Here is a 25449-nt window from a genome sequence, read left to right on the forward strand (position 1 = left end):
ATCGAGGAGACGCATCATATGCCGGCAACCGGCCCAGCCTTCGTCATGGGGGCGACTCGCTCATGAGCGGTGCGACTTTGGCCGAGCGCCCCGCGACAACGTCATCCGCCGCCGATGGCGTCCATTCTCGCATCCTCGCGCTCCGCGATGGGCTCGAACATGGCCTGATCGGCTGCACAGGGCTCGTCGAGCGTCTGCTGATCGGTCTGCTGAGCGGTGGCCATCTGCTGATCGAAGGCGCACCGGGCCTTGCCAAGACCCGCGCCGTGAAGCGGCTCTCGGAGGGCCTCGACGGTTCTTTCGCCCGTGTCCAGTGCACGCCCGACCTGATGCCGGCCGACCTCACCGGTACGACGGTGTGGCGCCAGGATGCCGGGATCTTCGAGTTCCTTCCCGGCCCGCTCTTCCACTCGCTCATTCTGGTGGACGAGGTGAACCGCGCGCCGCCCAAGGTGCAGTCGGCCCTGTTGGAATCGATGGCCGAGAGCCAGATCACCGTGGCAGGCCATACCCATAAGCTGCCGGACCCGTTCATGGTGGTCGCGACGCAGAACCCCATCGAGCATGCCGGCACCTTCCCGCTGCCCGAGGCGCAGCTCGACCGCTTCTTGCTCCACGTCGTCGTCGACATGCCCGACGAGGCCTCCGAGCGGAAGATCCTCGACCTTGTCGAGGGCGAGCTGACCCATCACGCCGAGGCGATGCCGGTGAAGCTGTCGCTGGAGGAGATCCGCGTGGCGCGGGAGGCGGCGCTTGCCACCTACGTGTCGCCGGCGCTGAAGGATTATCTCGTGCGTCTCGTCGCCGGTACGCGCACCGACTCCGTCTCGCCCGAGCTGCGCGCTGCCATCGAGCACCCCGCTTCGCCACGCGGCACTCTCGCCCTGATGGTTGCGGGCAAGGCGCGCGCCTACCTGCACGGCCGCGATCACGTCATCCCCGAGGACGTCGCCGCCCTCGCCCGCGACGCCCTCGCCCACCGCATCGGCCTGACCTGGCGGGCGGCGGCCGAGGGACGCACTGCGCGCGGCATCATCGATGGGCTCGTGGCGCAGACGCGGGCGCTGTGAGGACGATGCTCGTCCCGGTCTTGCATTCTCCACTTCTAGACCTCCCCTCCGCTCCGGCACCGAAGGACGAGGGCGTGGCGGGGAACCACGGGTCAGACGCCTCGTCATGACCGCGTCCCCCGCTCCTGCCGATCCCTTCCAGGCTCCCGGAATTCACCTGTCCGGCGAGACCCTGATGGGTCTGCGCCATCTCGCCCGGCGTGGGGTCTCCCCTTCTTCGCGCACCCTGGCCGGCCTCCCCGGTGGCATCGTCACAAAGAAGCGTGGACGCGGCTCGGAGCCGGACGACGTGCGCCTGTGGTCGGAGGGCGACGACATGCGCTTCATCGACCGCAACGCTACCGCCCGCACGGGCGAGCTGCATGTGCGCACACATCATGACGAGCGTGATCGCGCCGTGGTCCTGCTCGCGGACTTTCGGCCGTCCATGCTGTTCGGCACGCGGCGTGCTCTGCGCTCGGTCGCGGCTGCGGAGGCGCTGGCCTTGCTCGGGTGGCGCGTCGTCGGCGACGGAGGCCGCGTCGGGCTGATCGTGGCCGGCGCCGGCGAGCCGGTGGTGATCCGCCCCGGCGGCGGCGAACGTGCGATGACCGCGATCACCGGAGCCATGGCCCAAGCCCATTCCGTGGCCCTCTCGGCCGTCGACAAAGATGACCCCCCGCTCGGGGCGATGCTGACCCTGGCGCGTTCTCTTCTGCCGTCCGGCGGTCACCTCGTGATGGCGACGGCCCTCGACGCGCCGGGCGCGGATTTCGACAGCTTGCTGACCATCCTCGCCGAACGTCTCTCGATCCGGCTCCTGCTCGTCTCGGACGCCTTCGAGCGGATGCGCATGCCGGGCTTCTATCCTTTCGCGACGCCCGACGGGCAGCGTGGCACCATCCAGGCAGCGCGCCGCGAAGACCACTCCAGGACGGCCGACGATCGCCTCGCCGAGATGCATCGACGCGGCATCGAGGGTCTGCGCATCGACGTCGAGAGCGGGCCGGAAGCCTACGCGCCCCTGATGGAGCGGCTCGATGCGATGCTGTGAGCATGGGTTCCCATCCCTGTCTCCTATCCGGGAGAGCTGCACCGGTGGAGCAGGACGGAAGGCTGGAGCGGCCTGTCCGGATGCGTCGCACTCGCTTCGCAACCCTCGCTCACGCGAGGAAGATCCTTCGCGGCGGGGTCGGGCTCACAGTCGGGCGCAGCGATGAACCCTGACCTCACGGCCCTGCGCGGCCTGCATCTTCCCCCCGCGGGCGGCAGCGTTCTCCAGGGCGAAATCATCGCCGCGATCGCAGTCGGCTTCGCCGCTGCGCTGATCGTCGGCCTCGCGCGGCTGTTGCAGGCCCGAATGCGCGCCACCGTCCGGCGCGCGGCGTTGAACGGGCTGAAGGACACGAGCGGTTTGGACCCGGAGGCGAGGCTGACGGCACAAGCCAGGCTGCTGCGTCGCGTCGTCCGCACGCTCTCGGGCGACGAGGCCGCCACCGTGCGCGGAACGGCCTGGGCCGCCACGCTCGACCGCACGTTCTCGACGGATTTCTTCAGCCGCGGTGCCGGACAGGTTCTCGTTGAGGGCCTGTACCGTAGGCCGGCTGCAGCCGACCTGATCGCGATCGATAGCGAGCTGGCGCGCCTGTTCTCTCGGATCAGGGGCTGACATGCCATCCTGGCTCTCCGCCCTCGTCTCGGCCTTCGATCTTGCGTCGCCCTATGCGCTCCTCCTGCTGCCGGTGCCGCTGCTGTTCGCGCGCCTCATGCCTGCCGAGCGCGAGGGCACCAGCGGTGCGCTGCGGGTGCCGCATTCCCTTGTCGGCGGGGGCGACCGCGGCGAGGGCCTGATCGCGCGTGGGCGCCGGCGGATTTGGCTGATCGCGACGCTCTGGCTTGCCCTGGTTGCGGCGCTGAGTGGCCCGCGCATCGTGCTCTCGGCCAACGCTCTGCCGGCTTCGGGCCGCGAGATCATCCTGACGCTCGACCTGTCGGGCAGCATGGAACGGAAGGATTTTGCGCTCGATGGCGAGTCCGTCAGCCGATTGGCAGCGGTCAAGCGCGTAGGCGCCGCCTTCATCCGTCGCCGCGCTGGGGACCGCATCGGCCTCGTCGCCTTCGCCGATCAGGCCTACGTCGCTGCAGCGCCGACCTTCGATACGGCTTCCGTCGCGCGCACGCTCGAGGAGGCCAATATCGGGCTCGTCGGCCGCTCCACCGGCATCGGTGACGGGCTTGGCCTCGCGTTGAAGCGGCTCGCGCCGGCTCAGATCGCGAGCGCGGATGAAGGCAGCCCGCCGCCTTCCTCCGACAAGGTGGTGGTGCTGCTTTCGGACGGCGCCAACAATGCCGGTCAGACTGCGCCGAAGGACGTCGCGGCGCTCGCGAAGGAGCTCGGCGTTCGGATCTACACGATCGCCCTGGGGCCCATCGACATGGCCGACAACCCGAACAACGAGCAGGACGTCGTCGACGTCGAGACGCTGCGCGAGATGGCCGAGATCAGCGGCGGCAAGGCTTTTCGGGTCAAGACCACGGACGACCTGAATGCGGTGGCCGATTCCATCGACCAGCTCGAAGGCGGCCGCGCCCAGGCGCCCCCGGTGCCGCTGCGGCGCGATCTCTGGCCCTGGCCTGCCGCCCTCGCCCTGCTCTGTGCCTGCGCGCTTCTCGCGGTGAGGCGCGACGCGTGATGGCGGCGAGCGTCATTGCCGGGGCTTCGGAGCAAACCGTGGCGACAGCCGTGAGGTCGGAGCGCGGTCTGCGGATTGCGTCGCCCTCGGCTCGCAATGACGATGCGGTCGGCAGGAGAGCGACGTGAGCCTCGACGCCTATGCCCTCCTCCGGCCCCTCTGGCTGCTCGCGATTCCGGTTGTCGCCCTGCTCACCCTGCGCGCGGCCTGGCGCTCGGCTCCGCTCGGCGACTGGGTGAAGGCGGTCGATCCCGCGCTGATGGCGATGCTGGCGCGGCGCGGTGCCATTCTCGGCGGTCGCCGGCAGGCCAATATCGTTGCGGCCCTGGCGGCCGGGCTGATCGCGCTGGCGCTGACCGGACCGGCCTTCGAGCGGCCCGACGCGGCGACCTTCCGTAACCTCGATGCCACCGTGGTGGTCCTCGACGTGTCGCGCTCGGTTACCGAAGGCGGGCGCTTCAAGGAGGCACGACAGGCGGCCGAGGCGGTGGCGCAGGCGGCCGGCAGCCGGTCGGTTGCCCTGGTGATCTATGCGGGCGACGCCTACACCGCCGTCTCGCCGACGACCGATCGGGATTCGATCGGCACGACTTTGTTCGCGCTCGACTCCGACACGGTACCCGACCGCGGCAGTCACCCCGAGCGCGGCCTGACCCTGGCCCGAAAGATCCTCGGCGAGGCGAACGTCGTCGCTGCGGACGTCGTGCTCATCAGCGACGGCGACGGCATCGGGCAAGCTGCCGAACGCGAGGCCGCTGCGATCCGCGAAAAAGGCTGGCACCTGCACGCGCTCTTCGTGCCCGCCGGCAGGGCACTGATGCCAGGCACGCCGAAGCCGGACCGTGCTGCCCTCGACAGGTTGGCCTCGCAGGGAGGTGGCCTGGCCGCGGATGTCGGCTCCGCGGAGCCGGTGCTCGACCGGGTCGGCGCGAGCACGGCCCAGCATCTCGTGGCCGGCGACTACAGCGTCCTGGCCTTTCACGATCTCGGCCGCTGGCTCCTGCTGCTGGCCCTGTTGCCCGCGTTGATCCTGTTTCGGAGGAGCGCCTAATGGCTGCCGCCCCGGATCATCGCCTGTTTCGTGCCGCCCTGCCCTTCCGCCGGACGGTCAATTCGCGTCGTTGGCGGCGGCCAATGCGCCTCGCCGGCCTCGGACTTGCGGGAGCCGCCATCCTCTCGCTCGTCCTCGTCTCGGATCCACGCACCACCTTCGGCCGTCTCCTGATGACGGGTGGCCTGCCGTCACTCGCCGCGAGCGTGTTGAGCGATGACGGATGGCGCGGCGCTGCGCTCTACGAGGCCGGTCGATATGCCGAGGCCATCGCGATCTTCCGCGCTCAGGGTAAGCGCGGCGCCTACAATCTCGGGAATGCGCTCGCTCGCTCGGGAGATCTCAAAGGCGCCGTCGATGCCTACGACGACGCCCTCGCCTACAACCCGCGCGACGCCGATGCCCAGGCCAACCGCTCCCTCGTCGCGAAGTTGATCGAAGAGGAGATCGACCGCGGCAAGGGGGGCGGCATCGCCAACGCCTCGGCCCAGTACAGCGCCCGTTTCGGTACGACCCAGAATCAGGACAAGGCGGACGACATCAAGGCCACCTCGAGCGGCGAGGGCCTCGCCGGCAACAAGGAGGCCGGGTCCAGCGAATCCCTGCCGGGCAACAGCCCCGTCGCTCGCCGCGGCCGATCGGACCAGCAATCGGTCGATTCCGGCAAGGGACAGGCGCGCGGCTCGGCCAGCGATGCGGCGGGTCGTGGTCGGCAGGGCGCAGGATCGGCGATGGTGGCCGCCGCGCCTGAGCGCGAGGCACGCCGCGTCACCAAGAGTTTCGAGGCGCACGAGATCCACGCGGACCGACTCTGGCTCCAGACCCTGCCGGACGAACCCGGGCGCTTCCTCAAGTTGCGACTCAAGGCCGAGCAGGCGCGCCGGATCGAGGCTGGAACGGCGATCCCGGGAGGCAGTAACCCGTGGTGACTCTTCTGGGATTTCTCGCGCGCCCGGCGCTCTGCCGTGGAGCGGGGAGCATTTGCCTAGCGCTGCTCGCGTTCCTTTTGGCAGCCCTGCCGGCCCGCGCCATCGAACCCGGTGACCTTACGCTCACCGTGTCACCGGAGCTGTCCGGTAACGCGCAGCCCTATGCCCGGGAAATGGTGCTTCTGAAGCTGCGCGGGGTTTACCGGACCCAGATCCTGCTCGAAGAGGTGCGCCAGCCGGCGCTGACCAACTTCTCCTGGACCCAGCTCGGCCGCGATTCCTGGACCCGGACGCAACTGCCGGACGGGCAGATGGCGCTGCTGTTCGAGCGCACCATCGCGATCTTTCCCCAACACACCGGCACCTTCACCATCGAGCCGTTTATCCACAAGCTGACCATCAACGACAATGGCGACCGCAAGGTCGTCGACGTGCACTCGGAGCCGATCGAGTTTCCCGTCGCCAAGTGGACAGCCGAAAGTGGCGGTCCCGACGCACCCGAGCCCTGGTGGCTGCCGGCACGTGACGTCACGATCACCGATTCCTGGGATCCCGATCCGGAAACGGTCAATCAGGGCGACACCGCCCGACGAATCGTCACCCTCGAGGCGCAGGGCATGCTTGCCGAGGGGCTGCCGCCGCGGCCGATCATGCGCACGCGCGGCATCGTCACCTTCGCCGGGCCGGTGAAGCGCGAGACCATCATCACCCCCATGGGTCCCGTTGCCCGCGCGACATATCAGTGGGACCTCAAGAAGGGCGTTCCCGAGATCATTGCCCTCGAGGGCATCCAGATACCCTGGTACGACACCCTCTCTCGCACGATGCGCGTGGCGGAGATTCCGGCCCGGCAGATCGGCGGCGGCCTGCCGGATCGCGAGGATGATCTGAAGTCCCGGAACCCGGTATCCTGGGCAACAATTGCAGCGGCCGGCTTGGCGGCCTTCGGGCTTGGGCTGGCGCTCATCGGGTTGGGGGCGAAGACACCGTCTCTGCGCGTCCGCCGCAGCGAGCGACAAGCGCTGCGTCGCGCCGCCGCGACGGGCGACGCGGTTGCGTTCCGGGCCGCCTTGGGGCGGGCGATGCAGGTCGAGCCGGATCTCGCGCGGGCATGGCAGACCGATCCGCAGGCAGCCGCTGCATTATCGGCGCTCGACAGGACGGTCTATGGAGCTGGCGAGAGCTCCGCGCCTGATCTGGATGGGCTGACCAAGCTCTTCACACGGCGTCGGAAAGCTGTCGTGTCCGTGCTCGCCGAGGAGCCGAGATTGGCTCCACTCGACGGTTGGGGCAGCTCTGCGCGCTGAGTGCTCAGCGCTTTGCGACGACGGCCTTCTGGGCCTTCTTTTCGGGTGCTGCGCCGGAGATCAGCTTCAACAGATGGCCCTGATCAAGGCCCTGCGTGACCGGCTCCGCCACGGCCTGAACACGCTCGACCTTGCGCGGCGTGATCGAGCCCGTCGTCACCGGATCGGGGATCGCAGCCATGGCGGCCGCCGGCGCGGGAGAGCCCGGATCGCGTTGGATGCGCAAGGCCCAATGGGCCGCAGTGGAGAGAGCGGCGATGGCGAGGATCGCCTTGATGCCGCCCGTAAGAAGGCGCCGCATGATCGATGGCCCGAAGAGACGCAACACGACGCGGAGGGTTCCCCGCGGCTTGCCTAGAGTTGCGCGGAAGCGTGAATGAACCTTCTCACGGCGCCGTGAACAGCGTCTCGTCCTGACACACGTTGCGAAATCTGTGGGCCATGCGCCGGGATCGCGGTTCCTGTTCCCCGCGCCCCCGACACGCCGACAGCGACTCGGCCCACTGAGCCTCACAGAGGCGGCGCAGAGAACTGGTCCGCGCCGCTCCGTCACTGCAAGCCCCACCGCCACGCAGGCCCGTTCGAGCTCGCGAAACCGTCGCAGGCGCATCGGCTGCGGGGAGGATCGATCTAGGATCGTTGACGTTCGGCGACAACCGAAGCTCGGCCGGATGTTGCCACCCCGGCTTGATTTTCGGGCCGAGATTCGCCTGATGGGCGCATGACAGAGCCAGCCGCCCTCCCCCGCCTCGAAACCAACGCTATCCGTCACGACTGGACGCTTGCCGAGGTGCAGGCCATCCACGACTTGCCGCTGCTGGACCTGGTTCACCGTGCCGGGACGGTGCATCGGGCGCATAACGACCCGGCCGACATTCAGCGGGCCTCCCTTCTGTCGATCAAGACCGGCGGCTGTCCGGAGGATTGTGCTTACTGCCCGCAATCCGCGCACCATAAGGAAGCCGGCATGTCGCGTCAGCGCCTGATGCCGGTGGACGCCGTGCTGCGCGAGGCTGCTGCCGCCAAGGCCCAGGGCGCTCACCGTTTCTGCATGGGCGCGGCCTGGCGCCAGCCGAAGGACGGGCCGGAATTCGACTCCGTGCTCGCGATGGTCCGCGGCGTGCGCGGCATGGGGATGGAGGCCTGTGTGACGCTCGGCATGCTCACGGCCTCCCAGGCCGAGCGCCTCGCCGAGGCGGGGCTGACATCCTACAACCACAACCTCGATACCGGCCCCGAATTCTACGGGGACATCATCTCGACCCGGACCTACGAGGACCGCCTGCAGACGCTGCAGCACGTCCGCGATGCCGGGATCGGCGTCTGCTGCGGCGGCATCGTCGGCATGGGTGAGCGGGTGCGCGATCGTGTCGAGATGCTGCAACTGCTGGCCAACCACGCGCCTCATCCCGAGAGCGTGCCGATCAACGCACTGGTCGCCGTCGAGGGCACGCCGTTGGAGGATCGCCCGGCCGTCGATCCGCTCGACCTTGTGCGGATGTGCGCCACGGCCCGGATCGTGATGCCGAAGGCGCGGGTGCGTCTCAGCGCCGGTCGCAAGGGGCTGACCCGTGAGGCGCAGATCCTGTGCTTCCTGGCCGGTGCGAACTCGATCTTCTACGGCGAGCGCCTGCTCACCACCGCCAACAACGAGGCTGACGAGGACGCGGCGCTGCTCCGCGACATTGGCGTCACGGTGCCGGAGATGACGCTGGCGGCTGCCGAATAAGCTGACGCCTCACGCGGCCACGGTTATCGCCTGCCGATCTGGAATGGTGAGAACGAAGCGCGCGCGCGCTCGGCCGAAGCTGCTCTCGCCGGCGCGCATGGAGCCTTGGAAGGGGGTGAACGGATAGGGCTTGGCCGGCACCGGGAATCCGGGCCCGCTAGCCGACACCATTATGGTCACCGCACCCTTGGCGCAGGGCTCACGCCGTCTCTTTGCTCAGGATCGCATGCCGCGGCGCGCGAGCCATCGGCGCAGGCCGACCGAAAGCAGGGCGAAAAGTGCGAGCGCGACGAGGCCGGCGATCATGCCGGGAGTGACGAGGCTGCGCAGATCGAGGGCGGCATCGCAGGACCCGTCGCCGCGGGCGAGGCAGACAGTCTTGGCGGCTTCATGCGCAGCCACGATCTCCTCGAGTCCGGCACCCGTGGCAGCGTAGACGAAGGCGCCCGGCGTCAGGCCAAGCAGCGTGGCGAGGACGAAAGTGCGCGGCCGGACGCCGAAGATGGCTGGCCCCAGATTGGTCATCCAGAACGGAAACAAGGGCAGCAGCCGCAGGAAGGCCACGTAGCCGAACGCGTCGCGTCGAAAGCCCTCGGCGAGCCGGCCGAGCCGCGAGCCAGCACGGCGCAGGAGAATGTCGCGCGCCGCATAGCGCCCGATGGAAAAGACGATCGCCGCCCCCGTGGTTGCCGAGCCGATCGCCGTCAGCGCGCCGGTCACCGTGCCGAACAGGAAGCCGCAGATCATGCTCAGTACGAGGCTCGCAGGCACCGAGACGACCACGCAGGCCACGTAGACCGCCGCCGCCACCGCAATCGCCCGGGGGCGGTTCTCCGCGACGGCCGCGTGCAACCAGGCGCGCGAGGCCATCAGCTGGTCCACGTCGAGCAGATGCGCGCCGCCGCCGATCAGCACCGCGAGCGAGATGCAGACCAGCAGGACGAGCGGCAGCCAGCGCAACCAAGCCTTACTCGGCCTTTCCGGGCGCGGCTCGTCGGCGCTGGTCATTGTGAGGAAGGTCCGATGATGGCCTAGGGGGCCTTCCGCATCCGCAGGATCTTGAAGAAGCCGCCGGGGAAGGTCGGTGCGACGCCAATGAACTCGACGTTGTTGCGCCGCGCCCAGGCCTCGATCCGCGTCGACTTGAAGTCCGACGACCAGCCGATCTTGGTGCAGAGGGGTGCCACGATTTCCTCGACCCGTGCCATCGGTCCATCGGTCTGTCCGAAATGGTTGGCGAGCACGATGCCGCCACCCGGGCGCACAACCCGCAGAAATTCAGAGAGCGCAGCCTCGGGATCCGGCACCAGCGTGATCAGGAACTGGGCCACAACCGCGTCGAAGGAATTGTCGGCGTAACCAAGCCGGCAGACATCCATCACCTGAAGACCGTGGACATGGGAGAGGCCACGGCGGCGCACCTTGGCCCGGGCCCGCTTCAGCATGTCCTCCGAAAGGTCGACGCCGCAGACGAAGCTGCCCGCCGGGTAGTAGCCGAGCGACAGGCCGGTGCCGACGCCCGCTTCCAGGACGCGCGGACCGTGCTCGACGGCCGCCTCGACAGCGGAGCGGGCGGCGGGCTCGGTGAGCTTGTCGTAGATCACGTCGTAGACGGGAGCCCAACGCGCGTAGGCCTTGCGCATCAAGGCCGTGCTGGGTCCAGCCGTGTTCGCCTCGGGCACTCGCTCGCTCAGCATGTCGAAGATCGTCTCCGGAAGGATTTCTTGCCGTTAGGCGGCCCGCGCATCGGCTTCGGCGGCGAGGGTCTGGACGCGACGGATCGTGCCGCCGCCGAGGACGCGGGACCGTTCGCTGGCGTCGGCATAGATCACGCAAGCCTGACCAGGGGAGACACCGTCCTCCGGCGTCGCCAGCACGATCTCGGCGCAGCCGGCCTCGACGTTCCAGTCGAGACGCGCCGGGCGCGGCTCCCGCGTGGAGCGGACGCGCACGGCGATGTCGGCTCCGTGAAGTTCCTGCATCGGGCCGTCTCCGAGCCAGTTCACGTCGTCCAGCCGGATGCGGCTCGTCGCCAGCGCCTCGCGGGGTCCGACGACGACGCGGGCGGTCTCGGGCTCCAGCCGGACGACGTAGAGCGGTGCGCCAGCGGCCACGCCGAGACCGCGGCGCTGGCCGACGGTGTAATGGATGATGCCCTCGTGCCGGCCGAGCGCGCGGCCTTCGAGGTCGACGATCTCGCCGGGCCGGGTCGCGTCGGGGCGCAGCTTGGCAATGACGTCGGCATAGCGACCCTGGGGCACGAAGCAGATATCCTGGCTGTCGGCCTTCTCGGCGACCGACAGGCCCAGGTCGCGGGCGAGCCGACGGGTCTCATCCTTGCCCATCTCGCCGAGGGGAAAGCGGAGAAAATCGAGCTGGGCCGGCGTGGTCGCGTAGAGGAAGTAGCTCTGGTCCCGCGCCGGGTCGAGCGCGCGGTAGAGGCCGCGCCCTCCCCCCGCCTGCGGCCGGCTCGCGACGTAGTGGCCGGTCGCCAACGCGTCGGCGCCGAGATCATGTGCCATGCCGAGCAGATCGCGGAACTTCACCGAGCGATTGCATTCGATGCAGGGGATCGGCGTCTCGCCCGCGAGGTAGCTGTCGGCGAAACGGTCGATCACCGCCTCGCGGAAGCGATCCTCGTAATCGAGTACGTAGTGCGGGATGCCCAGCACCTCGGCGACGCGTCGCGCGTCGTCGATGTCCTGCCCGGCGCAGCAGGCACCCTTGCGGTGAATGGCGGCGCCATGATCGTAAAGCTGCAGCGTGACGCCGACGACGTCGTAGCCTTCGCGCTTCAGGAGCCCGGCCACCACGGAAGAATCGACGCCGCCGGACATGGCGACGACGACGCGCGTCTCGTGCGGGGACTTCGGAAGATCGAGGGAATTCATCACGGCTGCATGCGGCCGGCGGAGCCGGATGCGGGTGGGTATAGCGATCCGAGGGCCGCGTTTCCAGCTATGGCGAGAGGACCCAAGGACATAGGTCGGCACATCACGCCAGCTCGCTCCCGCTCGATGGTGCGCGGGCCTCCAACCCTGACGACCGGGAAGAATCTGCCGGGCTGCGGCAATCTCCACCGGGCAGGCTGTCCGGACTGATAGAAAATCGAGTTATTTTTCAGATACTTGAAAAATTTTTGGACTGGCTCGCCGCTTGCTCACATCTCAGCGAAGGAGTGCGCGCCGGATGTCGCTGACGTTGAAGGATGTGGTGGAGAACCAGATGCGCCTGCGCGCGTCGGGTGTGCGTCGGGACGCTGACGACACGCGTGCCCGTCCCCAGGGCGCACGTGAGAGCTTCTCTGTCGATACATCCGAGCGGCCGGCCGCCCCTGATGCTGCAAAGGCGCGGTCATCCCAGACCGATGTCACCAAGCGGCAGGACGAGCAGGTTCGACCCGAGCGGAACACGGACGTGAAATCGGCAGCACCGCGCCCGGATCGTCCAGACACCGCAAAGAAGCCTGCCGCATCAGGTCGCGCCGGCAAGTCGCAGGATTCCAAAGCGGCACAGAAAGGCGCTGCCGAAGCGTCCGGGGCCGAGGCGGTTAAAGGAGACACCAGAACAATCGATCCGGCCAGCGGCGAGGCAGCGCCCGTCGAGACGACCGATGCCGGATCGCAGGCCGATGCCTCGTCGATCGTTGCCTTATTCGTCGCGCCACCAGCCGTGGCTCCGCCGCCGATTGCGACATCGCCCGCTTCGGATGGCGGCGCGTTGTCCGATGACGCATCCGAGATCGAGATCACCGAGGGCGCGACTAAGGGAGCGGCACCGTCCGATCCGAAATCCGGCGCAGCTTCCGCAACCGCCGCTGGAGCGAAAGCCGAGTTCCAGGCGATGCTCGGCGAACCGGCCGCATCATTGCAGTCCGGCGACGCGGGACAGACCGCAGCTTCGCCAAGTGCCGAGGCTGCGGGCACGGCCGTCGCATCCCCCGCGTCGCCCGCCTCTACGGACGCCAAGGCCACCACGGCAACTCATCCGCAGTCGCCGACGACGGCTCCCGTGCCGCTCGGCGCCGTGCCGATGACCATTGGCCTGCGTGCGCTCGGGGATTCAAACCGCTTCGAAATCCGCCTCGATCCGAAGGAGCTCGGCCGCATCGACGTGTCGATCGACATCGACAAGGGGAGCGGCACCGTGGGCGCACGCCTCGTCGTGGATAGACCGGAGACCCTCGCGCTTCTTCAGCGCGATGCGTCGAGCCTGCAGCAGGCGCTGTCGCAGACCGGCCTCGACGCGAGCGCCGGAATCAGCCTCTCGCTTCGCGGTGACGGAACCGGCCAGGGCAACGGCAACGCCTTCGGCACCCACGGTCAGCAGCAAGGCGGCGACCAAACCGATCGTCCCGGCCGACAGGCCGGAAACGATCAGCCTTCCATCGATCTCATCCCGCTGCGCTCCCTGACCGGGCTCGGCCGCGTCGACATCCGCATCTAAGGAGACACGCTCATGGCTTCAGGCATTTCCAACATTGCCAGCACGGCCTCGTCCTCCGCGGCAGCGAGCACGAGTACGCAGGCGATCGCCGGCAACTTCCAGCAGTTCCTGACGCTGCTGACGACGCAGCTCCAGAATCAGAATCCGCTCGATCCGATGGACACCAATCAGTTCACGCAGCAGCTGGTGCAGTTCGCCGGCGTCGAGCAGCAACTGAAGACGAACGACCGGCTCGATTCGATCCTGACCAACGCCAAGGCCTCCGCCTCGGCAACGGCCTCTAGCTTCATCGGCAAGACGATCACCGCAGATGGGACCAAGTCCACGCTGGCGGACGGCAGTGCCAGTTGGACGCTGACGCCGGCCCGTGCCGCGACGAAGGCCACGATCACGATCAGCGATGCCAACGGCAACATTGTCGCCACCCAGTCCACGACACTCGCGGCGGGCGCGCAGACCTATACGTGGGACGGCCGCGGCTCGTCGGGCTTCACCCAAGCGGACGGGACCTATTCCATCAAGGTCGACGCCTCCGATGCGACCGGCGCCACGGTCGCGGTCAGCACGTCCGTGACCGGGACCGTCGATAGCGTCGACCTCAGCGGTGACGAGCCTGTGCTCTCGGTTGGGACAGCAAAGCTCCCACTTTCGAGCGTGAAAAATCTTTCTAACGCAGGGGCTTAGGACGTTGTCCACATGGTACGCGCGATTTCGAATCAGATTCGATCGGACCGCTTCAACATATTTTAAGCGGGCGCAAGTAGCTTCCATCTCGACAGGTCAGTCGAGTGTAGAGCGTAACATGACCGAGACACCCCGCCCGAGAGTGAAGTACGTGATCGGGCCAGACGGGTCCCCGCTGACGATCGCGGATCTTCCCCCAGTATCTACCCGTCGTTGGGTCATCCGCCGCAAGGCGGAGGTCGTAGCTGCCGTCCGCGGCGGCCTGCTGAGCCTCGAAGAGGCCTGCCAGCGCTACACCCTGACCACCGAAGAGTTTCTGAGCTGGCAGTTTTCCATCGACCAGCACGGTCTCGCCGGACTGCGCACCACGCGCATCCAGCACTACCGCCACTAGCATTCCGCGTCGCCGCCCTTTCGGGCGCGTCGGGACTTTCAGAGCCGTGCCCGCAACACCGGGCACGGCTTTCTGCGTTCCACCGCCGGAATGAACCTTTCTTAACCAGCCGCTAACCACGCACCCGGCAAATCTTGCCGGGCGGGCCGCTCGGCGCCGCGATCGCTTTCGTGGGCGTACGGTCAGTGAAGTCGGTCCTCGAACTGGTGACGAAACTCGGGCCGGCACGGCTCGCCGCGATGGCGGCCGTCACGCTGACGCTCGTCGGCTTCTTCGCTTTCGTCATCCTGCGGATGTCGCGCCCGGACATGGGCGTGCTCTTCTCCGACCTGTCGATGCAGGATTCGGCGTCCGTGATCCGCGACCTCGATTCGCGTGGCATCACCTACGAGACCCGGGGCGATGCCGGCCAGACCATCCTGGCACCGCGTGCCGACCTCGCGCGGCTGCGCATGGACCTCGCCGGCAAGGGCCTGCCCCAGCAGGGAGGTGTCGGCTACGAGATCTTCGACAAGGGCGACGCCTTTTCCTCGACGAGCTTCGTCCAGAACGTGAATCACCTGCGCGCGCTCGAGGGCGAGTTGGCGCGCTCGATCCGCGCCATCGGCCGCGTCCAGGCCGCTCGCGTCCATCTCGTCCTGCCCGAGCGCCGCCTGTTCGAGCGCGACCGAGAGGCTCCGAGTGCTGCCATTGTGCTGAAGCTTGCAGGAGACCTCGACTCCTCGCAGGTCCGAGCCATCCGCCATCTCACGGCCTCCTCCGTCGAAGGCCTCAAGCCCGAGCGGGTCTCGATCGTCGACGAGCGCGGCCGCCTGTTGGCTGACGGTGCGCGCGGCGCCGAAGCCGACAGCGCCGTCGGCTACGAGGAGAAGCAGACGGGAATCGAGCGCCGGCTGCGCTCGCAGATCGAGGAGATCGTCGCCGGCGTCGTCGGCCAGGGCCGCGCCCGCGTCCAGGTCTCGGCCGATCTCGACGTCAATCGCATCGAGAGCCGGTCGGAGACCTTCGACCCCGAGAGCCGCGTCGTGCGCTCCAGCCAGACGCGCAGCGAGAACGCCCTGACCGGCGGGGCCGAGGGGCAGGTCAGCGTCGGAAACGAACTGCCGGGCGCCAACCAGCCCGACAAGCAGCCGAGCCAAAAGGATTCGAGCCAGAAGAACGAGGAGACGACGAACTACGAGATCTCCCGAGTCACCAAGACCGAGGTGGTCGAGGCCGGCCGCGTGAAGCGCCTCTCGGTCGCCGTGCTGGTCGATGGCGTCTACGTGCCGGGTGCCGATGGCAAGCCGACCTACCAGCCGCGCCCGGCCCAGGAGATCGACCGGATCACGGCGCTCGTTCGCACGGCGATCGGCTTCGACAAGACGCGCGGCGATCAGGTCGAGGTGGTCAATCTGCGCTTCGCCGAGGCTCCGACCACTCCGGAGTTCTCCGAGCCGACACTGGTCCAGTCGCTGCTTAGCCCGACCAAGGAAGACGTCATGCGCTGGGTGGAGCTCGCCGTGCTCTCCGCGCTCACCGTGCTGGTCCTGATGGCGGTGGTCCGTCCGCTGCTGAAGCGTGTGCTGGAGAGCGAGGCGCCCGTCGCGATGCTCGGCAGCCCCGTGGCGGCGGCGCTGCCTGGCGGAGGTGAACTCGCCGTGCCCGCCATCGCCGTGGAGAACCGCACCGCGACCTTTCTCGAACACGCCAAGCTGAACGGTAAGATCCAGGCCGAGACCGTCGAGCGCGTGGTCGACATGGTCCGCGCCAATCCGAACGAGACCGCCGAGGTTCTCCGCAACTGGATCCACGACAACTGAGATGAACGCGATCTCGTCCCTTCCTGAGAGGAACCGGTCATGGCAGCCGGCCTGAACCTCGCGACCCTGAACAGCTTCGATGCCAGCGGCGGCTTCGACCAGCTCACGGGCGCGCAGCGCGCCGCGACGCTCCTGCTGCTGCTCGGCGAGGCCGAGGGCGCCGCGATCTGGCGCCTGCTCGACGAAGAGGAGGTCAAGAAGGTCTCGCACGCGATGGTGCAGCTTGGCTCGCTCGAGGCCGAGACCATCGAGCGGCTGATCGTCGACTTCGTGTCGCGCCTGCCCTCGGGCGGCGGCATCACCTCGAACTACGAGCGCACCGAGTCGCTTCTGCTCAAGATCTTCCCGTCCGAGCAGGTCACCTCGATCATGGCGGAGATCAAGGGCGCCTCGGCGAAGCGCGTTTGGGGCAGCCTGACCCAGATCGACCCGGACATCCTCGCCGCCTTCCTGCGCAACGAATACCCGCAGACCGTCGCCGTCGTGCTCTCGAAGGTGCGGCCCGACTACGCGGCTCGTGTGCTCACCATCCTGCCGGAAGAGTTCGCGATCGACGTGCTCAACCGGATGCTGCGCATGGAGACCGTGCAGAAGGAGGCCCTGCGCCACATCGAGGAGACCCTGCGCGTCGAGTTCGTCTCGACCATCGCCCAGAGCACGCGCCGCGACGCGCACGAGCTTATGGCCGACGTCTTCAACGCCTTCGACCGCCAGACCGAGACGCGCTTCCTCGCCGCCCTCGACCAGGGCAATCGCGGCTCGGCCAAGCGCATCCGCGAATTGATGTTCACCTTCGAGGACCTGCTCAAGCTCGACCCGGGCTCCGTGCAGACCCTGATGCGCAGCATCGACAACGACACGCTCTGCCGCGCGCTGAAGGGTGCCGACGAGCGCGTGCGTGGCTTCTTCTTGGCCCAGATGTCGACCCGCGCCGCCAAGAACCTCACCGACGAGATGGGATCGATGGGCCCGATCCGCCTCAAGGAAGTGGATGAGGCACAGGCCAAGATGACCGAACTCGCGAAGGAGCTCGCCGAGAAGGGCGAGATCATGATCGCCAAGAATGGCGGCGAAGAGGAGCTGGTCTATTGAACGCGCGGCCCTTCCTGTTCGACACGGACTTCCGGCGGCCGAATGCGCAGGGCGCTGCGCGCGAGGCGGCGGCCGTCGCCGATGCGGAGGCGCGCGCTTATGCCCGCGGCCTCGAAGAGGGACGAGCCCAGGCCCAGGCGCAGGCCCAGGCTCGACTTTCCGACGCGCTGAATCGGCTCGCGCTCGCCGCATCGGGGCTCCTGTCGCAATCCGATGCCCGCGACGCTGAGCGTGAGGACCAGGCGATCACCTTCGCCACCGCACTCGCACGCAAGCTCGCGGGTGACGCCCTCGTTGCGAGCCCGCTAGCCGCTGTCGAGGAGGCGGCGCGCTCGGCGCTCCAGCATGTGCGCGGCGTGCCGCATCTCGTCGTCCGCGTGAACGACGCCATCGTCGAGGACGCGGAGGCGCTGGTGAAACGGCTTGCCCGCGAGCGCGGCTTCGAGGGGCGTCTCGTCGTGCTCGGCGAGCCGGACCTTCCGGAGGGCGATGCGCGCATCGAATGGGCCGACGGCGGCGTCGTGCGTGAGCGCGCACGGGTCGAAGAGGCGGCGCTCGGCGCCGCAGGCATTCTCTCATCACGGCACAGCTGAGGCATCGCATCCATGGCAAGCGACGATTTCCAACTGCCGCAGCTCGGCGACCTGGACCACTCCTTCGACGGCGCCGGTCCGGAATCGGTGCTCGACGCGCCGACCACGCCGAAGACCGCCTCGGATCTCGAACAGGTCTTCGACGTACCCGTCGTGGTGTCCGCGGTGCTCGGCTCCTCGCGCATGCCGATCGGCGACCTGTTGCGCCTCGAGCCCGGCGCGGTGCTGGAGCTCGACCGCAAGGTCGGCGAGGCCATCGACATCTTCGTGAACAACCGCCTCGTCGCCCGCGGCGAAGTCGTGCTGGTCGAGGAGCGCCTCGGCGTCACCATGACCGAGATCATCAAGAACGATCACTGAAACGACGCCGGGCCGAGAGGCCGAGCGAACGGAAAGATTGACCCATGCGGCTCCTCATCGTCGGACGGCTCTCGGGAGAGCTCGTCACCGCTTCGAAGATCGCCATGAACCGCGGTGCCGCCGTCACACATGCGGACGGAATCGAGCAGGGCCTCGCCGTCCTGCGTGCTCGCGGCGGCGACCTCGTGATGGTCGAGGTCAGCCTCGACATTCGCCGTTTCGTCACCGCCCTGGCCGAGGAGCGCATCCGCACCCCGGTCGTCGCGTGCGGCATCACCGCCGACGCCAAGGCGGCTGTCGCCGCGATCCAGGCCGGCGCCAAGGAGTACATCCCGCTCCCGCCCGATCCCGAAATGATCGCCGCAGTGCTGGAGGCGGTCGCCGCCGACGGCCGCAGCTTCGTCTGGCGCGACCCGTCCATGGAGCGCGTCGTCAAGCTCGCGGAGCAGATCGCCCGCTCGGACGCCTCCGTGCTGATCACTGGCGAGAGTGGCACCGGCAAGGAGGTGCTCGCCCGCCACGTTCACGCGCGCTCGAACCGCGCGAACAAGCCCTTTGTCTCGGTGAATTGCGCTGCCATTCCCGAGGCCCTGCTCGAATCCGAGCTGTTCGGGCACGAGAAGGGTGCCTTCACGGGTGCCGTCGCCCGCCGGATCGGCCGCTTCGAAGAGGCCAATGGCGGCACGCTACTCCTCGACGAGATCTCGGAGATGGATGTGCGCCTGCAGTCCAAGCTGCTGCGCGCGTTGCAGGAGCGTGTCATCGACCGCGTCGGCGGTTCAGCGCCGGTGAAAGTCGACATCCGCGTGCTCGCCACCTCGAACCGGCAACTCGCCGAGGAGGTGAAGAAGGGCACGTTCCGCGAGGATCTCTACTATCGCCTCAACGTCGTCCACCTGCGCATTCCGGCTCTGCGCGAGCGGCCGGCGGACATCCTCGAACTCGCCGCGCATTTCGCGAAGAAATACGCCGAGGCGAACGGTTTGCCGGTTCGCCCGCTCTCCCGCGAGGCGACGGCGCTGATCACGAAAAGCCCTTGGCGCGGCAACGTGCGCGAACTGGAGAACACGGTGCACCGCGCCGTGCTGCTCGCCACCGGCTCGGAGATTGGCAACGACGCGGTCCTGACGCCGGAGGGCGACGCGATCGGCGCCGTCGTCGGCCCCGCCGAGCGCGCGGCCCAGGTCGCCGAGGCCGCGACGCGCGGCCTGGTGGGCCGAACCGTCGCCGACGTGGAGCGCGACCTGATCCTCGACACGCTGGACCATTGCCTCGGCAACCGGACCCACGCGGCCAAGATCCTTGGCATCTCGATCCGGACGCTGCGCAACAAGCTCAACGAGTATGTCCAAGCGGGAATTGGCGTGGCCGAGCCGGGCAGCGTTCGGGCGGTCGCTGCCTACGGCTGAGGTGGCATCACCGGCGCCGACCGGATTGGGCGTCTGCGTCCTGCTTGGCTGCGACCTCGGCCAATTTCTTCAAGGTGACGTATCGGACGATGTCGATCTCGATGTCGCGGATGGTCTCCTCGACGAGGTGCCGCTGCAGGCTCCGCCGCGGATCGTGCGGATCGAGGTTCTCCCGCTCCTGTAGGCGGAGAACAGCCTGGCGTACGACGTCATAGACGGCATCGCGCTCTTCCCGGCTCATCGACGGGTTGACCGCACGCGCGACAAGATCTGTGAAATCCGACATGGGCCTATGACGGCAAAATCCCTCGGTGAGCCTCCTACCAGAGGTGCCCGCTCGCGATCCAGCCGCCGATGAGATCGCCCGTCTCGCTCGGACACGTCGTCGTCGCGTGTCTCGCACGAGGCACGAAAAGTTTCACCGAATCAACGGGTTGAGTCGGGCGTCAGCAAGGGGCTGACGCCACTGTTTTGCAGCCTGCTCAACTGCGCAGGCGGAAACACGCGATCAGAGCCGCTGGTCCTTGACGCCGCTGATCAGCAGCGATGCGGAACTCCAGAGCGCGAAGCAGCAGAAGAGCGTGATCAGGAGGACATGCCCCCGCTCCGGATAGATCGACGAGTCCGGGATCGTGGGTGGAACAAACGTCGCAAGATAGACCTGCTGCTTGCTCGCGGCGATGCGCGCCCTGTCAAGCATCAGGTGAAGCGACTCGTTGAGCTTCTCGGCGATCGTCTGCTCGACCTTCAGCCCTTCGAATTCGAGGAGGGCCTGCGTGATGTTGTTCGGGGCGCCCGCGGCGAGCCCCTCATTGGTCAGCTGGTTCCTCAGCCGCGTGATCTGACCGTCGACCGCCGCGACAGTCGCGACCAGCGTCTGGATACCGCGTGAATTCTCGTCGAGCCGTGAGCCGCGCAGCACCTGCAGGTCGTTCTCGGCCTTCAGCTTGTCCTTCTGCAGCTCACTGATGGTCTTCAGCGTCGACTCTGCGGTCTTGACCGGGTCGATGATGCCCCAGGTATTGCGGAAATTCTGGAGGGCGACGCGGGCCTTCTTCAGCCGTTCGTCCGAAGCCTGGGCGTCCTTTTCGGCGTGGGCGACGAGATCGGCCTGCGCGCGCCGGGAGATATCGTTGACCAGACCTTCCGAGCGCTCCATGACCAGCTTGGAGATCGCCAGCGCGTCCTCTGGCGTGAAGGCCCGCACTGTCACGGAGATCACGCCCGAGACCATCTCGATGTGGGCGTTAACGTGCTGGAGCCAATACTTCGCCAATTCCTCGATCGGCTGTCCGTCGCGGTAGCGCGCCCAGAAATCGGCCTCCCGTCGGGAAAACATCTTCGAGACCTGCAGCTCGGTCTGCGCGATCTCCGCCATGGCCCGACTCTGAATGAAGTCGCGGACGATAAAGCTGTCCTGGCTGTTGTGCTTGCCGATGAGGCCGGCGAACTCTCCGCCGCCTGTGGTCTGTCCCATCGGCTCGACATTGCCGCGAACCGCGAACTTGACCTCGGCGACGTATTGGTCGGAGGCGAACACGAAGAGGTAGAGCGCCATCAGCGCCGTCGGCAGAAGCACGAAGGCGCCTATGCGTTTGGCCAGGACGACCTGGAGTTTCTCTTCAGGCTTGGGTTCACTGGGTCGAAGGCCGGGCAGACGGCGCCAGTCGATCTGTTCCCGGGCACGCCGCAGCAATGCGACCGCACCCTTCGGCTTGATCGGATCGAGTGTCTCAGCGTTGCGGCGTAGCTCGGGCACGGAACGCCGGGCCAGATCCATCAGGCCTTGCAGGCCCTCACTCGGCCTCGTCTTGGCCTCGCGGTGCCTGACTTCGTCGGCATTCATTCAGTCGGGTCCCTGCGGATCCATCGGCGGGTATGAACCGTCGCGCTCCGGACATGAGCGCCTTACCACGATCGATGGGCCGGATCGCTCGTGCCTCGTCGTTGGGTCTCTTTTTTTTCAGCCCTTTTTGTGGCGCCTGCGGCACTTGGGCAGCAGCGCGGTGGTGGTAGGGAAACGGTGCTTCCGCGATACGAGGTTGGAAAGACGTTACCGCGCCCGCGATGCCGGAGGAGGACGCCGTTTGGGCAAGCAGGCAATTCAGGGGGCAGCGCCCGCAACCCGGACGACGATGCGTGCAGCGAAGGTCAAATTCGACGCCATCGTCGTGGTTTGCGCGAAATGCGCCAAGCGTCAGGGATTCGCCAAGCGTGATTTCTGCCGCTCATTGAAGCAGGCATTCCGGCGCGACACCCGTGGCCGGAAGATCAAGGTCGTCGAAAGCGGCTGCTTTGGTCCCTGTCCGAAGCGCCTGGTTGCCGTCGCCACACCGGCCTCGATGAGCCGCAGGCGGGTTGTGCTGCTCAATCCCGGTCTCATCTCGTCGGAGATCCAGGGACTGCTTCCCGATCTCGGTGTGGTCACCGCCCCGATATCCTCGGCCGCAAATCCTGGGAGCGGCGCGTGATGTCGCTCGGCATGGGCCGCCTCGGGCGCCCGCTGCTGCGCCGGCTGCCGCTCGCCGGTACGGTACTCGGCGTCGCGCTGGCACTCTGGCTTATTTCCACGAACGACCTCGCCGCCATCGGCGCGGCGTTCGGCCGGATCGGCTTTTTCGGTCTGGCGGGCGTTGTGCTGGTGCGTGTCGGGCTGATCCTCCTGTGTGGTCTCGCCTGGGCGCGCACCCTCGACGGCCTGGCGCACACCGGAAGCGCGCCCTTCGTCATCCTCCGCTTCGTCCGCGAGGGCATCAATGTGCTGCTTCCGGTTGCCTCCGTCGGCGGCGAGTTCGTGGGAGGGCGACTTCTGACCTTCTGGGGCGTCACCGGTACCCTGGCTGCGGCATCGGTCTTGGCCGACATGCTGATCCAGGTCGCCAGCGAGATGGCCTTCATCGTCCTGGGTGTGCTGCTGCTCCAGAAGGTCGAGGGCGAGCAAGCAGCCTCTCTGGCGAGTTGGACGCTCGAAGCCCTCGCGGTGGCCGCGATTCTGCTGTCAGCCTTCTTTTTCCTGCAACGATCCGGTGCAGCCCGGTTGATCGAGCGCCGTATCGTCTCGTTGGGACATCAGGTCTCCTCGGCTCCAGAGAACGGGGGAGGTGCCGAACCAGGCATTCAGGCGGCCCTGGATTCGGTTTGGGGACGCGGTCGACGCTTCGGTCTCGCCAAAGCCTTCTTCCTGCATCTCGCGGCTTGGGGCCTCGGCGCCACCGAGATCTGGATCGCGCTGGCCTGCCTCGGTATCGAAATCGGCATCACCGATGTCATCGTGCTGGAATCGCTCTCCCAGGCGATCAAGTCCGCGGCTTTCCCGGTACCGAGCGGGCTCGGCGTCCAAGAGGGAAGTTTCGTGCTCATCGGCGCCCTGTTCGGAATCGATGCGGGGACCGCCATCGCCCTGTCGCTGGTCAAGCGCGTGCCCGACGTGGTGCTCGGCCTGCCCTCTCTGATCGCCTGGCAGGTCCTGGAGGCCCGACGCGCGACAGTTCTTCCACCCGCTCCTGTCGCTGATCCCCGTTAGGCCAACTTTGTCCCGGGCCGGAAGGATCGTCTTCGAGCCCAAGGAAGGGCACACAACCCGATCCGCTCGCCTACGAGGGCGATGATCGGTTATGCATCATTACCGGGTTTGGGACTCTGCTCCGCTGTCGATCCTGTGCGGGCGTAGGCCTCGATGGAACCGGCCAAACCCGACGAGTGGCGTCGAAGGGAGGGCGAAGAGATGAGCGAGACCATCGAGATCCGTGCCGCTGACGGTACGAGCGCGCGCATCGCCCTGCGTGGCGCCGAGCCGGTTTCCTGGCAGGTCGGTGGGCGCGAGTACCTCTGGAGCGGCGATCCCGAGCACTGGAACCGGCATGCGCCATGGCTCTTCCCGGTCGTCGGAGCCTCGGCAGGCGGCGTCGTGCGTGTCGACGGCCGAACCTATCCTATGGCGCAACATGGCTTCGTGCGTGACCTCCCCTTCCGCGTGGTCACGCAGTCCGAGGATTCGGTGACTCTGCGGCTCGAGGACAGCGACGAAACCCGCTCCCACTATCCTTTCTCCTTTCGCCTCGACATCGACGTTCGGGTCGATGCAGCGCGTCTGCTCTTCGTTGTGAAGGTCGAGAATACCGGCGAGGCGGCTCTGCCCTACGCGATCGGCTTTCATCCCGCCTTCCCCTGGCCGTTCGCCGAGGGTGAGCGCCGAGCCGACGGTGGCTATCACGTCGTGTTCGACGAGGCCGAGGCTCCCGACGTGCCCGAGATCGCCGAAGGTGGCCTCATTGCCTCGGAGACGCGCGTGGTGCCGCTTACGGCCAATACGCTGCCGCTCGATCCCGAGATGTTCAAGGAGGCACTGGTTTTTCTCGACGCGAAGAGCCGTTCGATGCGCTTCGTCGGGCCGGGCGACAAAGCGATTGCCATGGCCGTGCAGGACTTCCCGCACCTCGCCATCTGGACGAAGCCGACAGCCCCGTTTCTCTCGCTCGAATGCTGGACCGGGCACGCCGATCGCGCTGGGTTCGAGGGTGAGTTGGCCGAGCGCGACTCGCAACGGTTGCTCGCTCCCGGTGGCCAGGCCCTGCACGGCGTTGGCCTCAGTCTCCAGGACTGACGCTGACCCCGGTTACTTCTCGACCGGCGTTACCGCGATACGGACCGTCTCGGACGGTGCATTGCTGACGCTGACAACAAGCGGCTTGGCATCGACCTTGAAGCGCACGCTCTTGCGCAGGGTCGCGCAGCCCTTGCGGCCACTATGGGCGCCGGGTTTGAGAACGGCGCCGCCCTCGGGTGCAACGTCGATCCAGCCCTCGCCCGAGAGCGTCACCTGGATCTCTCCCGGGGAAGCACGTCCGGCAACGCGGACATACCCCGCGAAGCTTCCAGGCTTGGGCTCGCGGCTCGGCGCCTGCGGCAGGTTAGCTTCGGCCACTGGTTTCAGCGCCAGCAGCGCGGCCGGGCGGTCGACCGGCAGGGTCGATCCCGAAATCGCGGCTGGTAGATCCGGCGCTGAGAACCAGGCGAGTTCGCGCGCGAGCGGCCAGTCGAAGCTCGCGCAGACATCCGCCTCTGGCCTCGCGGAATCCTCAGCCGCTGCGGCAGTGCCGGTGAGCGCGAGGACAACGAGGAGGGCAGAGGCGGTGGTGTGCATCGCGATCAGTCTACCGCGATCATCACATCGGAGCTCTTCACCACCGCATAGGCCTCGGACCCGACGGTGAGCTTGAGGCTGTCCACCGCCTCATTGGTGATCGACGAGGTGATGACCTGGCCGGGCGCGACCTCGATCTTCACGTGGGCCGTGGTAGCGCCCTTCTCCACCGAAACGATCTTGCCCTTGATGACGTTGCGCGCGCTGATCTTCATGACGTGTCCGTTCTTTCGATGCGAGGCGGCCGCGATGCGGCAGCGGGAGGGCGGCGACGTTCTGATCCGTGCCGGGGCGGAGATCAAGCCATCTCACGGCGCGGCCGCTTCCTCTTCGGGGTCGTCCGAGACCGTTCGTCGGCAGCCCCACTCCGAGAGGATTGCGTTCAGGTCGTCGAGCACGAAATGACGCGCGCTGTCGCGATCGTAGCCGTCATCCAGGAGCGAATCGTACTCCGTGAAGACGTGGCGGGCATAGGCGACGAGCGCGAGCCAAGCGGCCGTATCCGGAGCGGCGCCGCGCAAGCCGGCGCTCGACAGGGCGCGCTCGAGCGTGGCTTCTGCCTCGAAGGCCGGCAAACGCGGTGCGAGCTCTCTCAAAGCCTCGGCAACGGCCTCGCGGCGGTTTCGTGGCGCAGTGGACATGTGCCGTGTCGAACTCATCGCACCAAAACCCCTTCCGGCTGCGCCCGGCGGCGGCTTACGCTTGCGACCCGGCGACGCCAATGTCACTGTCGTCGGACCTCGGGTCGGTGCTGCAGCTGCTTTCGAC

At 67.6% G+C, this 25449-nt stretch carries 28 protein-coding genes; 19 read left to right on the plus strand and 9 right to left on the minus strand.

What is annotated here, in order from left to right; all coding sequences use genetic code 11:
* The first annotated feature begins 62 nt into the window (after nt 1–62).
* The 7 genes from HCU64_RS07510 to HCU64_RS07540 all read left to right on the plus strand — a co-directional run bounded on the left by HCU64_RS07510 (nt 63) and on the right by HCU64_RS07540 (nt 7029).
* On the plus strand, nt 63–1070 hold the full coding sequence (locus HCU64_RS07510) for an AAA family ATPase (protein WP_233383209.1): 1008 nt from the start codon (nt 63–65) through the stop codon (nt 1068–1070).
* A gap of 106 nt (nt 1071–1176) precedes the next feature.
* Nucleotides 1177–2103: a DUF58 domain-containing protein gene (locus HCU64_RS07515; protein WP_233383210.1), complete on the plus strand. Its 927-nt coding sequence runs from the start codon at nt 1177–1179 to the stop codon at nt 2101–2103.
* A 162-nt stretch (nt 2104–2265) separates the two neighbouring features.
* Nucleotides 2266–2718 carry a DUF4381 domain-containing protein gene (locus tag HCU64_RS07520; RefSeq protein ID WP_233383211.1) on the plus strand — a complete coding sequence of 151 codons (453 nt, stop codon included), beginning with the start codon at nt 2266–2268 and terminating at the stop codon, nt 2716–2718.
* A gap of 1 nt (nt 2719) precedes the next feature.
* Nucleotides 2720–3742 (plus strand): VWA domain-containing protein, encoded by a 1023-nt coding sequence (locus tag HCU64_RS07525; RefSeq protein ID WP_233383212.1) that lies wholly within the window; start codon nt 2720–2722, stop codon nt 3740–3742.
* A 124-nt stretch (nt 3743–3866) separates the two neighbouring features.
* Nucleotides 3867–4793 (plus strand): VWA domain-containing protein, encoded by a 927-nt coding sequence (locus HCU64_RS07530; RefSeq protein ID WP_233383213.1) that lies wholly within the window; start codon nt 3867–3869, stop codon nt 4791–4793.
* The gene (locus HCU64_RS07535; protein WP_233383214.1) at nt 4793–5722 is read left to right on the plus strand and encodes a tetratricopeptide repeat protein; all 930 of its coding nucleotides are present in this window, start codon (nt 4793–4795) and stop codon (nt 5720–5722) included. Before HCU64_RS07530 ends, HCU64_RS07535 begins: the two co-directional genes overlap by 1 nt.
* Complete coding sequence (locus HCU64_RS07540; RefSeq protein ID WP_442785938.1) at nt 5719–7029, plus strand: hypothetical protein; 1311 nt, start codon at nt 5719–5721, stop codon at nt 7027–7029. Before HCU64_RS07535 ends, HCU64_RS07540 begins: the two co-directional genes overlap by 4 nt.
* Nucleotides 7030–7033: 4 nt before the next feature.
* Here HCU64_RS07540 and HCU64_RS07545 read toward each other — a convergent pair whose 3' ends face one another.
* Entirely contained in the window at nt 7034–7330 is a 297-nt protein-coding gene (locus HCU64_RS07545) for a hypothetical protein (protein WP_233383215.1), read from the minus strand.
* A 420-nt stretch (nt 7331–7750) separates the two neighbouring features.
* On the opposite strand from HCU64_RS07545, the gene bioB reads away from it, so the two are divergent.
* Nucleotides 7751–8758, plus strand: a complete 1008-nt coding sequence (gene bioB / locus HCU64_RS07550; protein ID WP_233383216.1) for a biotin synthase BioB — start codon at nt 7751–7753, stop codon at nt 8756–8758.
* Between the two features lie 216 nt (nt 8759–8974).
* On the opposite strand, the gene HCU64_RS07555 is transcribed toward bioB, so the two are convergent.
* The 3 genes from HCU64_RS07555 to mnmA are packed head-to-tail and all read right to left on the minus strand — an operon-like array spanning nt 8975 to nt 11649.
* Nucleotides 8975–9766, minus strand: a complete 792-nt coding sequence (locus HCU64_RS07555; protein WP_233383217.1) for a TVP38/TMEM64 family protein — start codon at nt 9764–9766, stop codon at nt 8975–8977.
* A 23-nt stretch (nt 9767–9789) separates the two neighbouring features.
* A complete protein-coding gene (locus tag HCU64_RS07560; RefSeq protein ID WP_233383218.1) occupies nt 9790–10455 on the minus strand; it encodes a class I SAM-dependent methyltransferase in 666 nt (221 codons plus the stop codon).
* A gap of 33 nt (nt 10456–10488) precedes the next feature.
* Nucleotides 10489–11649: a tRNA 2-thiouridine(34) synthase MnmA gene (gene mnmA, locus HCU64_RS07565; RefSeq protein ID WP_233383219.1), complete on the minus strand. Its 1161-nt coding sequence runs from the start codon at nt 11647–11649 to the stop codon at nt 10489–10491.
* A gap of 298 nt (nt 11650–11947) precedes the next feature.
* Here mnmA and HCU64_RS07570 point away from each other — a divergent pair, with 298 nt between their 5' ends.
* From HCU64_RS07570 to flbD, 8 genes are all read left to right on the plus strand, one after another.
* Nucleotides 11948–13204, plus strand: coding sequence for a flagellar hook-length control protein FliK (locus HCU64_RS07570; protein ID WP_233383220.1), 1257 nt, complete (start codon nt 11948–11950; stop codon nt 13202–13204).
* A gap of 12 nt (nt 13205–13216) precedes the next feature.
* The gene (locus HCU64_RS07575) at nt 13217–13888 is read left to right on the plus strand and encodes a flagellar hook assembly protein FlgD (protein ID WP_233383221.1); all 672 of its coding nucleotides are present in this window, start codon (nt 13217–13219) and stop codon (nt 13886–13888) included.
* A 118-nt stretch (nt 13889–14006) separates the two neighbouring features.
* The gene (sciP, locus tag HCU64_RS07580; protein WP_147045024.1) at nt 14007–14282 is read left to right on the plus strand and encodes a CtrA inhibitor SciP; all 276 of its coding nucleotides are present in this window, start codon (nt 14007–14009) and stop codon (nt 14280–14282) included.
* Between the two features lie 185 nt (nt 14283–14467).
* Entirely contained in the window at nt 14468–16084 is a 1617-nt protein-coding gene (fliF, locus tag HCU64_RS07585; protein ID WP_233383660.1) for a flagellar basal-body MS-ring/collar protein FliF, read from the plus strand.
* A 39-nt stretch (nt 16085–16123) separates the two neighbouring features.
* A complete protein-coding gene (fliG, locus tag HCU64_RS07590; RefSeq protein ID WP_233383222.1) occupies nt 16124–17176 on the plus strand; it encodes a flagellar motor switch protein FliG in 1053 nt (350 codons plus the stop codon).
* Nucleotides 17173–17769 carry a FliH/SctL family protein gene (locus HCU64_RS07595; RefSeq protein ID WP_233383223.1) on the plus strand — a complete coding sequence of 199 codons (597 nt, stop codon included), beginning with the start codon at nt 17173–17175 and terminating at the stop codon, nt 17767–17769. Before fliG ends, HCU64_RS07595 begins: the two co-directional genes overlap by 4 nt.
* Nucleotides 17770–17781: 12 nt before the next feature.
* The gene (gene fliN, locus HCU64_RS07600) at nt 17782–18129 is read left to right on the plus strand and encodes a flagellar motor switch protein FliN (RefSeq protein WP_233383224.1); all 348 of its coding nucleotides are present in this window, start codon (nt 17782–17784) and stop codon (nt 18127–18129) included.
* 44 nt (nt 18130–18173) lie between these two features.
* Nucleotides 18174–19538 (plus strand): sigma-54-dependent transcriptional regulator FlbD, encoded by a 1365-nt coding sequence (gene flbD, locus HCU64_RS07605; protein WP_233383225.1) that lies wholly within the window; start codon nt 18174–18176, stop codon nt 19536–19538.
* A gap of 7 nt (nt 19539–19545) precedes the next feature.
* On the opposite strand, the gene HCU64_RS07610 is transcribed toward flbD, so the two are convergent.
* Both HCU64_RS07610 and HCU64_RS07615 read right to left on the minus strand, forming a co-directional pair.
* Complete coding sequence (locus HCU64_RS07610) at nt 19546–19824, minus strand: hypothetical protein (protein WP_233383226.1); 279 nt, start codon at nt 19822–19824, stop codon at nt 19546–19548.
* A gap of 222 nt (nt 19825–20046) precedes the next feature.
* Nucleotides 20047–21384: a capsule biosynthesis protein gene (locus tag HCU64_RS07615; RefSeq protein WP_233383227.1), complete on the minus strand. Its 1338-nt coding sequence runs from the start codon at nt 21382–21384 to the stop codon at nt 20047–20049.
* Between the two features lie 241 nt (nt 21385–21625).
* On the opposite strand from HCU64_RS07615, the gene HCU64_RS07620 reads away from it, so the two are divergent.
* The 3 genes from HCU64_RS07620 to HCU64_RS07630 all read left to right on the plus strand — a co-directional run bounded on the left by HCU64_RS07620 (nt 21626) and on the right by HCU64_RS07630 (nt 24141).
* The gene (locus HCU64_RS07620; RefSeq protein ID WP_233383228.1) at nt 21626–22009 is read left to right on the plus strand and encodes a hypothetical protein; all 384 of its coding nucleotides are present in this window, start codon (nt 21626–21628) and stop codon (nt 22007–22009) included.
* A complete protein-coding gene (locus HCU64_RS07625; RefSeq protein ID WP_233383661.1) occupies nt 22009–23061 on the plus strand; it encodes a lysylphosphatidylglycerol synthase domain-containing protein in 1053 nt (350 codons plus the stop codon). Before HCU64_RS07620 ends, HCU64_RS07625 begins: the two co-directional genes overlap by 1 nt.
* Nucleotides 23062–23262: 201 nt before the next feature.
* A complete protein-coding gene (locus HCU64_RS07630) occupies nt 23263–24141 on the plus strand; it encodes an aldose 1-epimerase family protein (RefSeq protein WP_233383229.1) in 879 nt (292 codons plus the stop codon).
* Between the two features lie 12 nt (nt 24142–24153).
* Here HCU64_RS07630 and HCU64_RS07635 read toward each other — a convergent pair whose 3' ends face one another.
* The 3 genes from HCU64_RS07635 to HCU64_RS07645 form a co-directional block, all read right to left on the minus strand.
* Nucleotides 24154–24681, minus strand: a complete 528-nt coding sequence (locus HCU64_RS07635) for a hypothetical protein (protein ID WP_233383230.1) — start codon at nt 24679–24681, stop codon at nt 24154–24156.
* Nucleotides 24682–24686: 5 nt separating this feature from the next.
* Nucleotides 24687–24896 carry a TOBE domain-containing protein gene (locus tag HCU64_RS07640; RefSeq protein WP_183505078.1) on the minus strand — a complete coding sequence of 70 codons (210 nt, stop codon included), beginning with the start codon at nt 24894–24896 and terminating at the stop codon, nt 24687–24689.
* A 93-nt stretch (nt 24897–24989) separates the two neighbouring features.
* The gene (locus HCU64_RS07645) at nt 24990–25322 is read right to left on the minus strand and encodes a DUF2293 domain-containing protein (protein WP_233383231.1); all 333 of its coding nucleotides are present in this window, start codon (nt 25320–25322) and stop codon (nt 24990–24992) included.
* Between the last annotated feature and the right edge of the window lie 127 nt (nt 25323–25449).

This window comes from Methylobacterium sp. C25 (assembly GCF_021352225.1).
Classification (GTDB): Bacteria; Pseudomonadota; Alphaproteobacteria; order Rhizobiales; family Beijerinckiaceae; genus Methylobacterium.

Bases quoted from the DNA above. Each gene is read 5' to 3' on its own strand.
- HCU64_RS07515 (WP_233383210.1), top strand. From the start codon at position 1,177: ATGACCGCGTCCCCCGCTCCTGCCGATCCCTTCCAGGCTCCCGGAATT.
- HCU64_RS07625 (WP_233383661.1), top strand. From the start codon at position 22,009: ATGTCGCTCGGCATGGGCCGCCTCGGGCGCCCGCTGCTGCGCCGGCTG.
- HCU64_RS07610 (WP_233383226.1), bottom strand. From the start codon at position 19,824: ATGTCGGATTTCACAGATCTTGTCGCGCGTGCGGTCAACCCGTCGATG.
- HCU64_RS07545 (WP_233383215.1), bottom strand. From the start codon at position 7,330: ATGCGGCGCCTTCTTACGGGCGGCATCAAGGCGATCCTCGCCATCGCC.
- HCU64_RS07575 (WP_233383221.1), top strand. From the start codon at position 13,217: ATGGCTTCAGGCATTTCCAACATTGCCAGCACGGCCTCGTCCTCCGCG.
- HCU64_RS07560 (WP_233383218.1), bottom strand. From the start codon at position 10,455: ATGCTGAGCGAGCGAGTGCCCGAGGCGAACACGGCTGGACCCAGCACG.
- fliG (WP_233383222.1), top strand. From the start codon at position 16,124: ATGGCAGCCGGCCTGAACCTCGCGACCCTGAACAGCTTCGATGCCAGC.
- HCU64_RS07520 (WP_233383211.1), top strand. From the start codon at position 2,266: ATGAACCCTGACCTCACGGCCCTGCGCGGCCTGCATCTTCCCCCCGCG.
- HCU64_RS07615 (WP_233383227.1), bottom strand. From the start codon at position 21,384: ATGAATGCCGACGAAGTCAGGCACCGCGAGGCCAAGACGAGGCCGAGT.
- fliN (WP_233383224.1), top strand. From the start codon at position 17,782: ATGGCAAGCGACGATTTCCAACTGCCGCAGCTCGGCGACCTGGACCAC.
- HCU64_RS07570 (WP_233383220.1), top strand. From the start codon at position 11,948: ATGTCGCTGACGTTGAAGGATGTGGTGGAGAACCAGATGCGCCTGCGC.
- HCU64_RS07630 (WP_233383229.1), top strand. From the start codon at position 23,263: ATGAGCGAGACCATCGAGATCCGTGCCGCTGACGGTACGAGCGCGCGC.
- HCU64_RS07535 (WP_233383214.1), top strand. From the start codon at position 4,793: ATGGCTGCCGCCCCGGATCATCGCCTGTTTCGTGCCGCCCTGCCCTTC.
- HCU64_RS07645 (WP_233383231.1), bottom strand. From the start codon at position 25,322: ATGTCCACTGCGCCACGAAACCGCCGCGAGGCCGTTGCCGAGGCTTTG.
- sciP (WP_147045024.1), top strand. From the start codon at position 14,007: ATGACCGAGACACCCCGCCCGAGAGTGAAGTACGTGATCGGGCCAGAC.
- HCU64_RS07635 (WP_233383230.1), bottom strand. From the start codon at position 24,681: ATGCACACCACCGCCTCTGCCCTCCTCGTTGTCCTCGCGCTCACCGGC.
- bioB (WP_233383216.1), top strand. From the start codon at position 7,751: ATGACAGAGCCAGCCGCCCTCCCCCGCCTCGAAACCAACGCTATCCGT.
- mnmA (WP_233383219.1), bottom strand. From the start codon at position 11,649: ATGAATTCCCTCGATCTTCCGAAGTCCCCGCACGAGACGCGCGTCGTC.
- HCU64_RS07510 (WP_233383209.1), top strand. From the start codon at position 63: ATGAGCGGTGCGACTTTGGCCGAGCGCCCCGCGACAACGTCATCCGCC.
- HCU64_RS07555 (WP_233383217.1), bottom strand. From the start codon at position 9,766: ATGACCAGCGCCGACGAGCCGCGCCCGGAAAGGCCGAGTAAGGCTTGG.
- HCU64_RS07640 (WP_183505078.1), bottom strand. From the start codon at position 24,896: ATGAAGATCAGCGCGCGCAACGTCATCAAGGGCAAGATCGTTTCGGTG.
- HCU64_RS07525 (WP_233383212.1), top strand. From the start codon at position 2,720: ATGCCATCCTGGCTCTCCGCCCTCGTCTCGGCCTTCGATCTTGCGTCG.
- flbD (WP_233383225.1), top strand. From the start codon at position 18,174: ATGCGGCTCCTCATCGTCGGACGGCTCTCGGGAGAGCTCGTCACCGCT.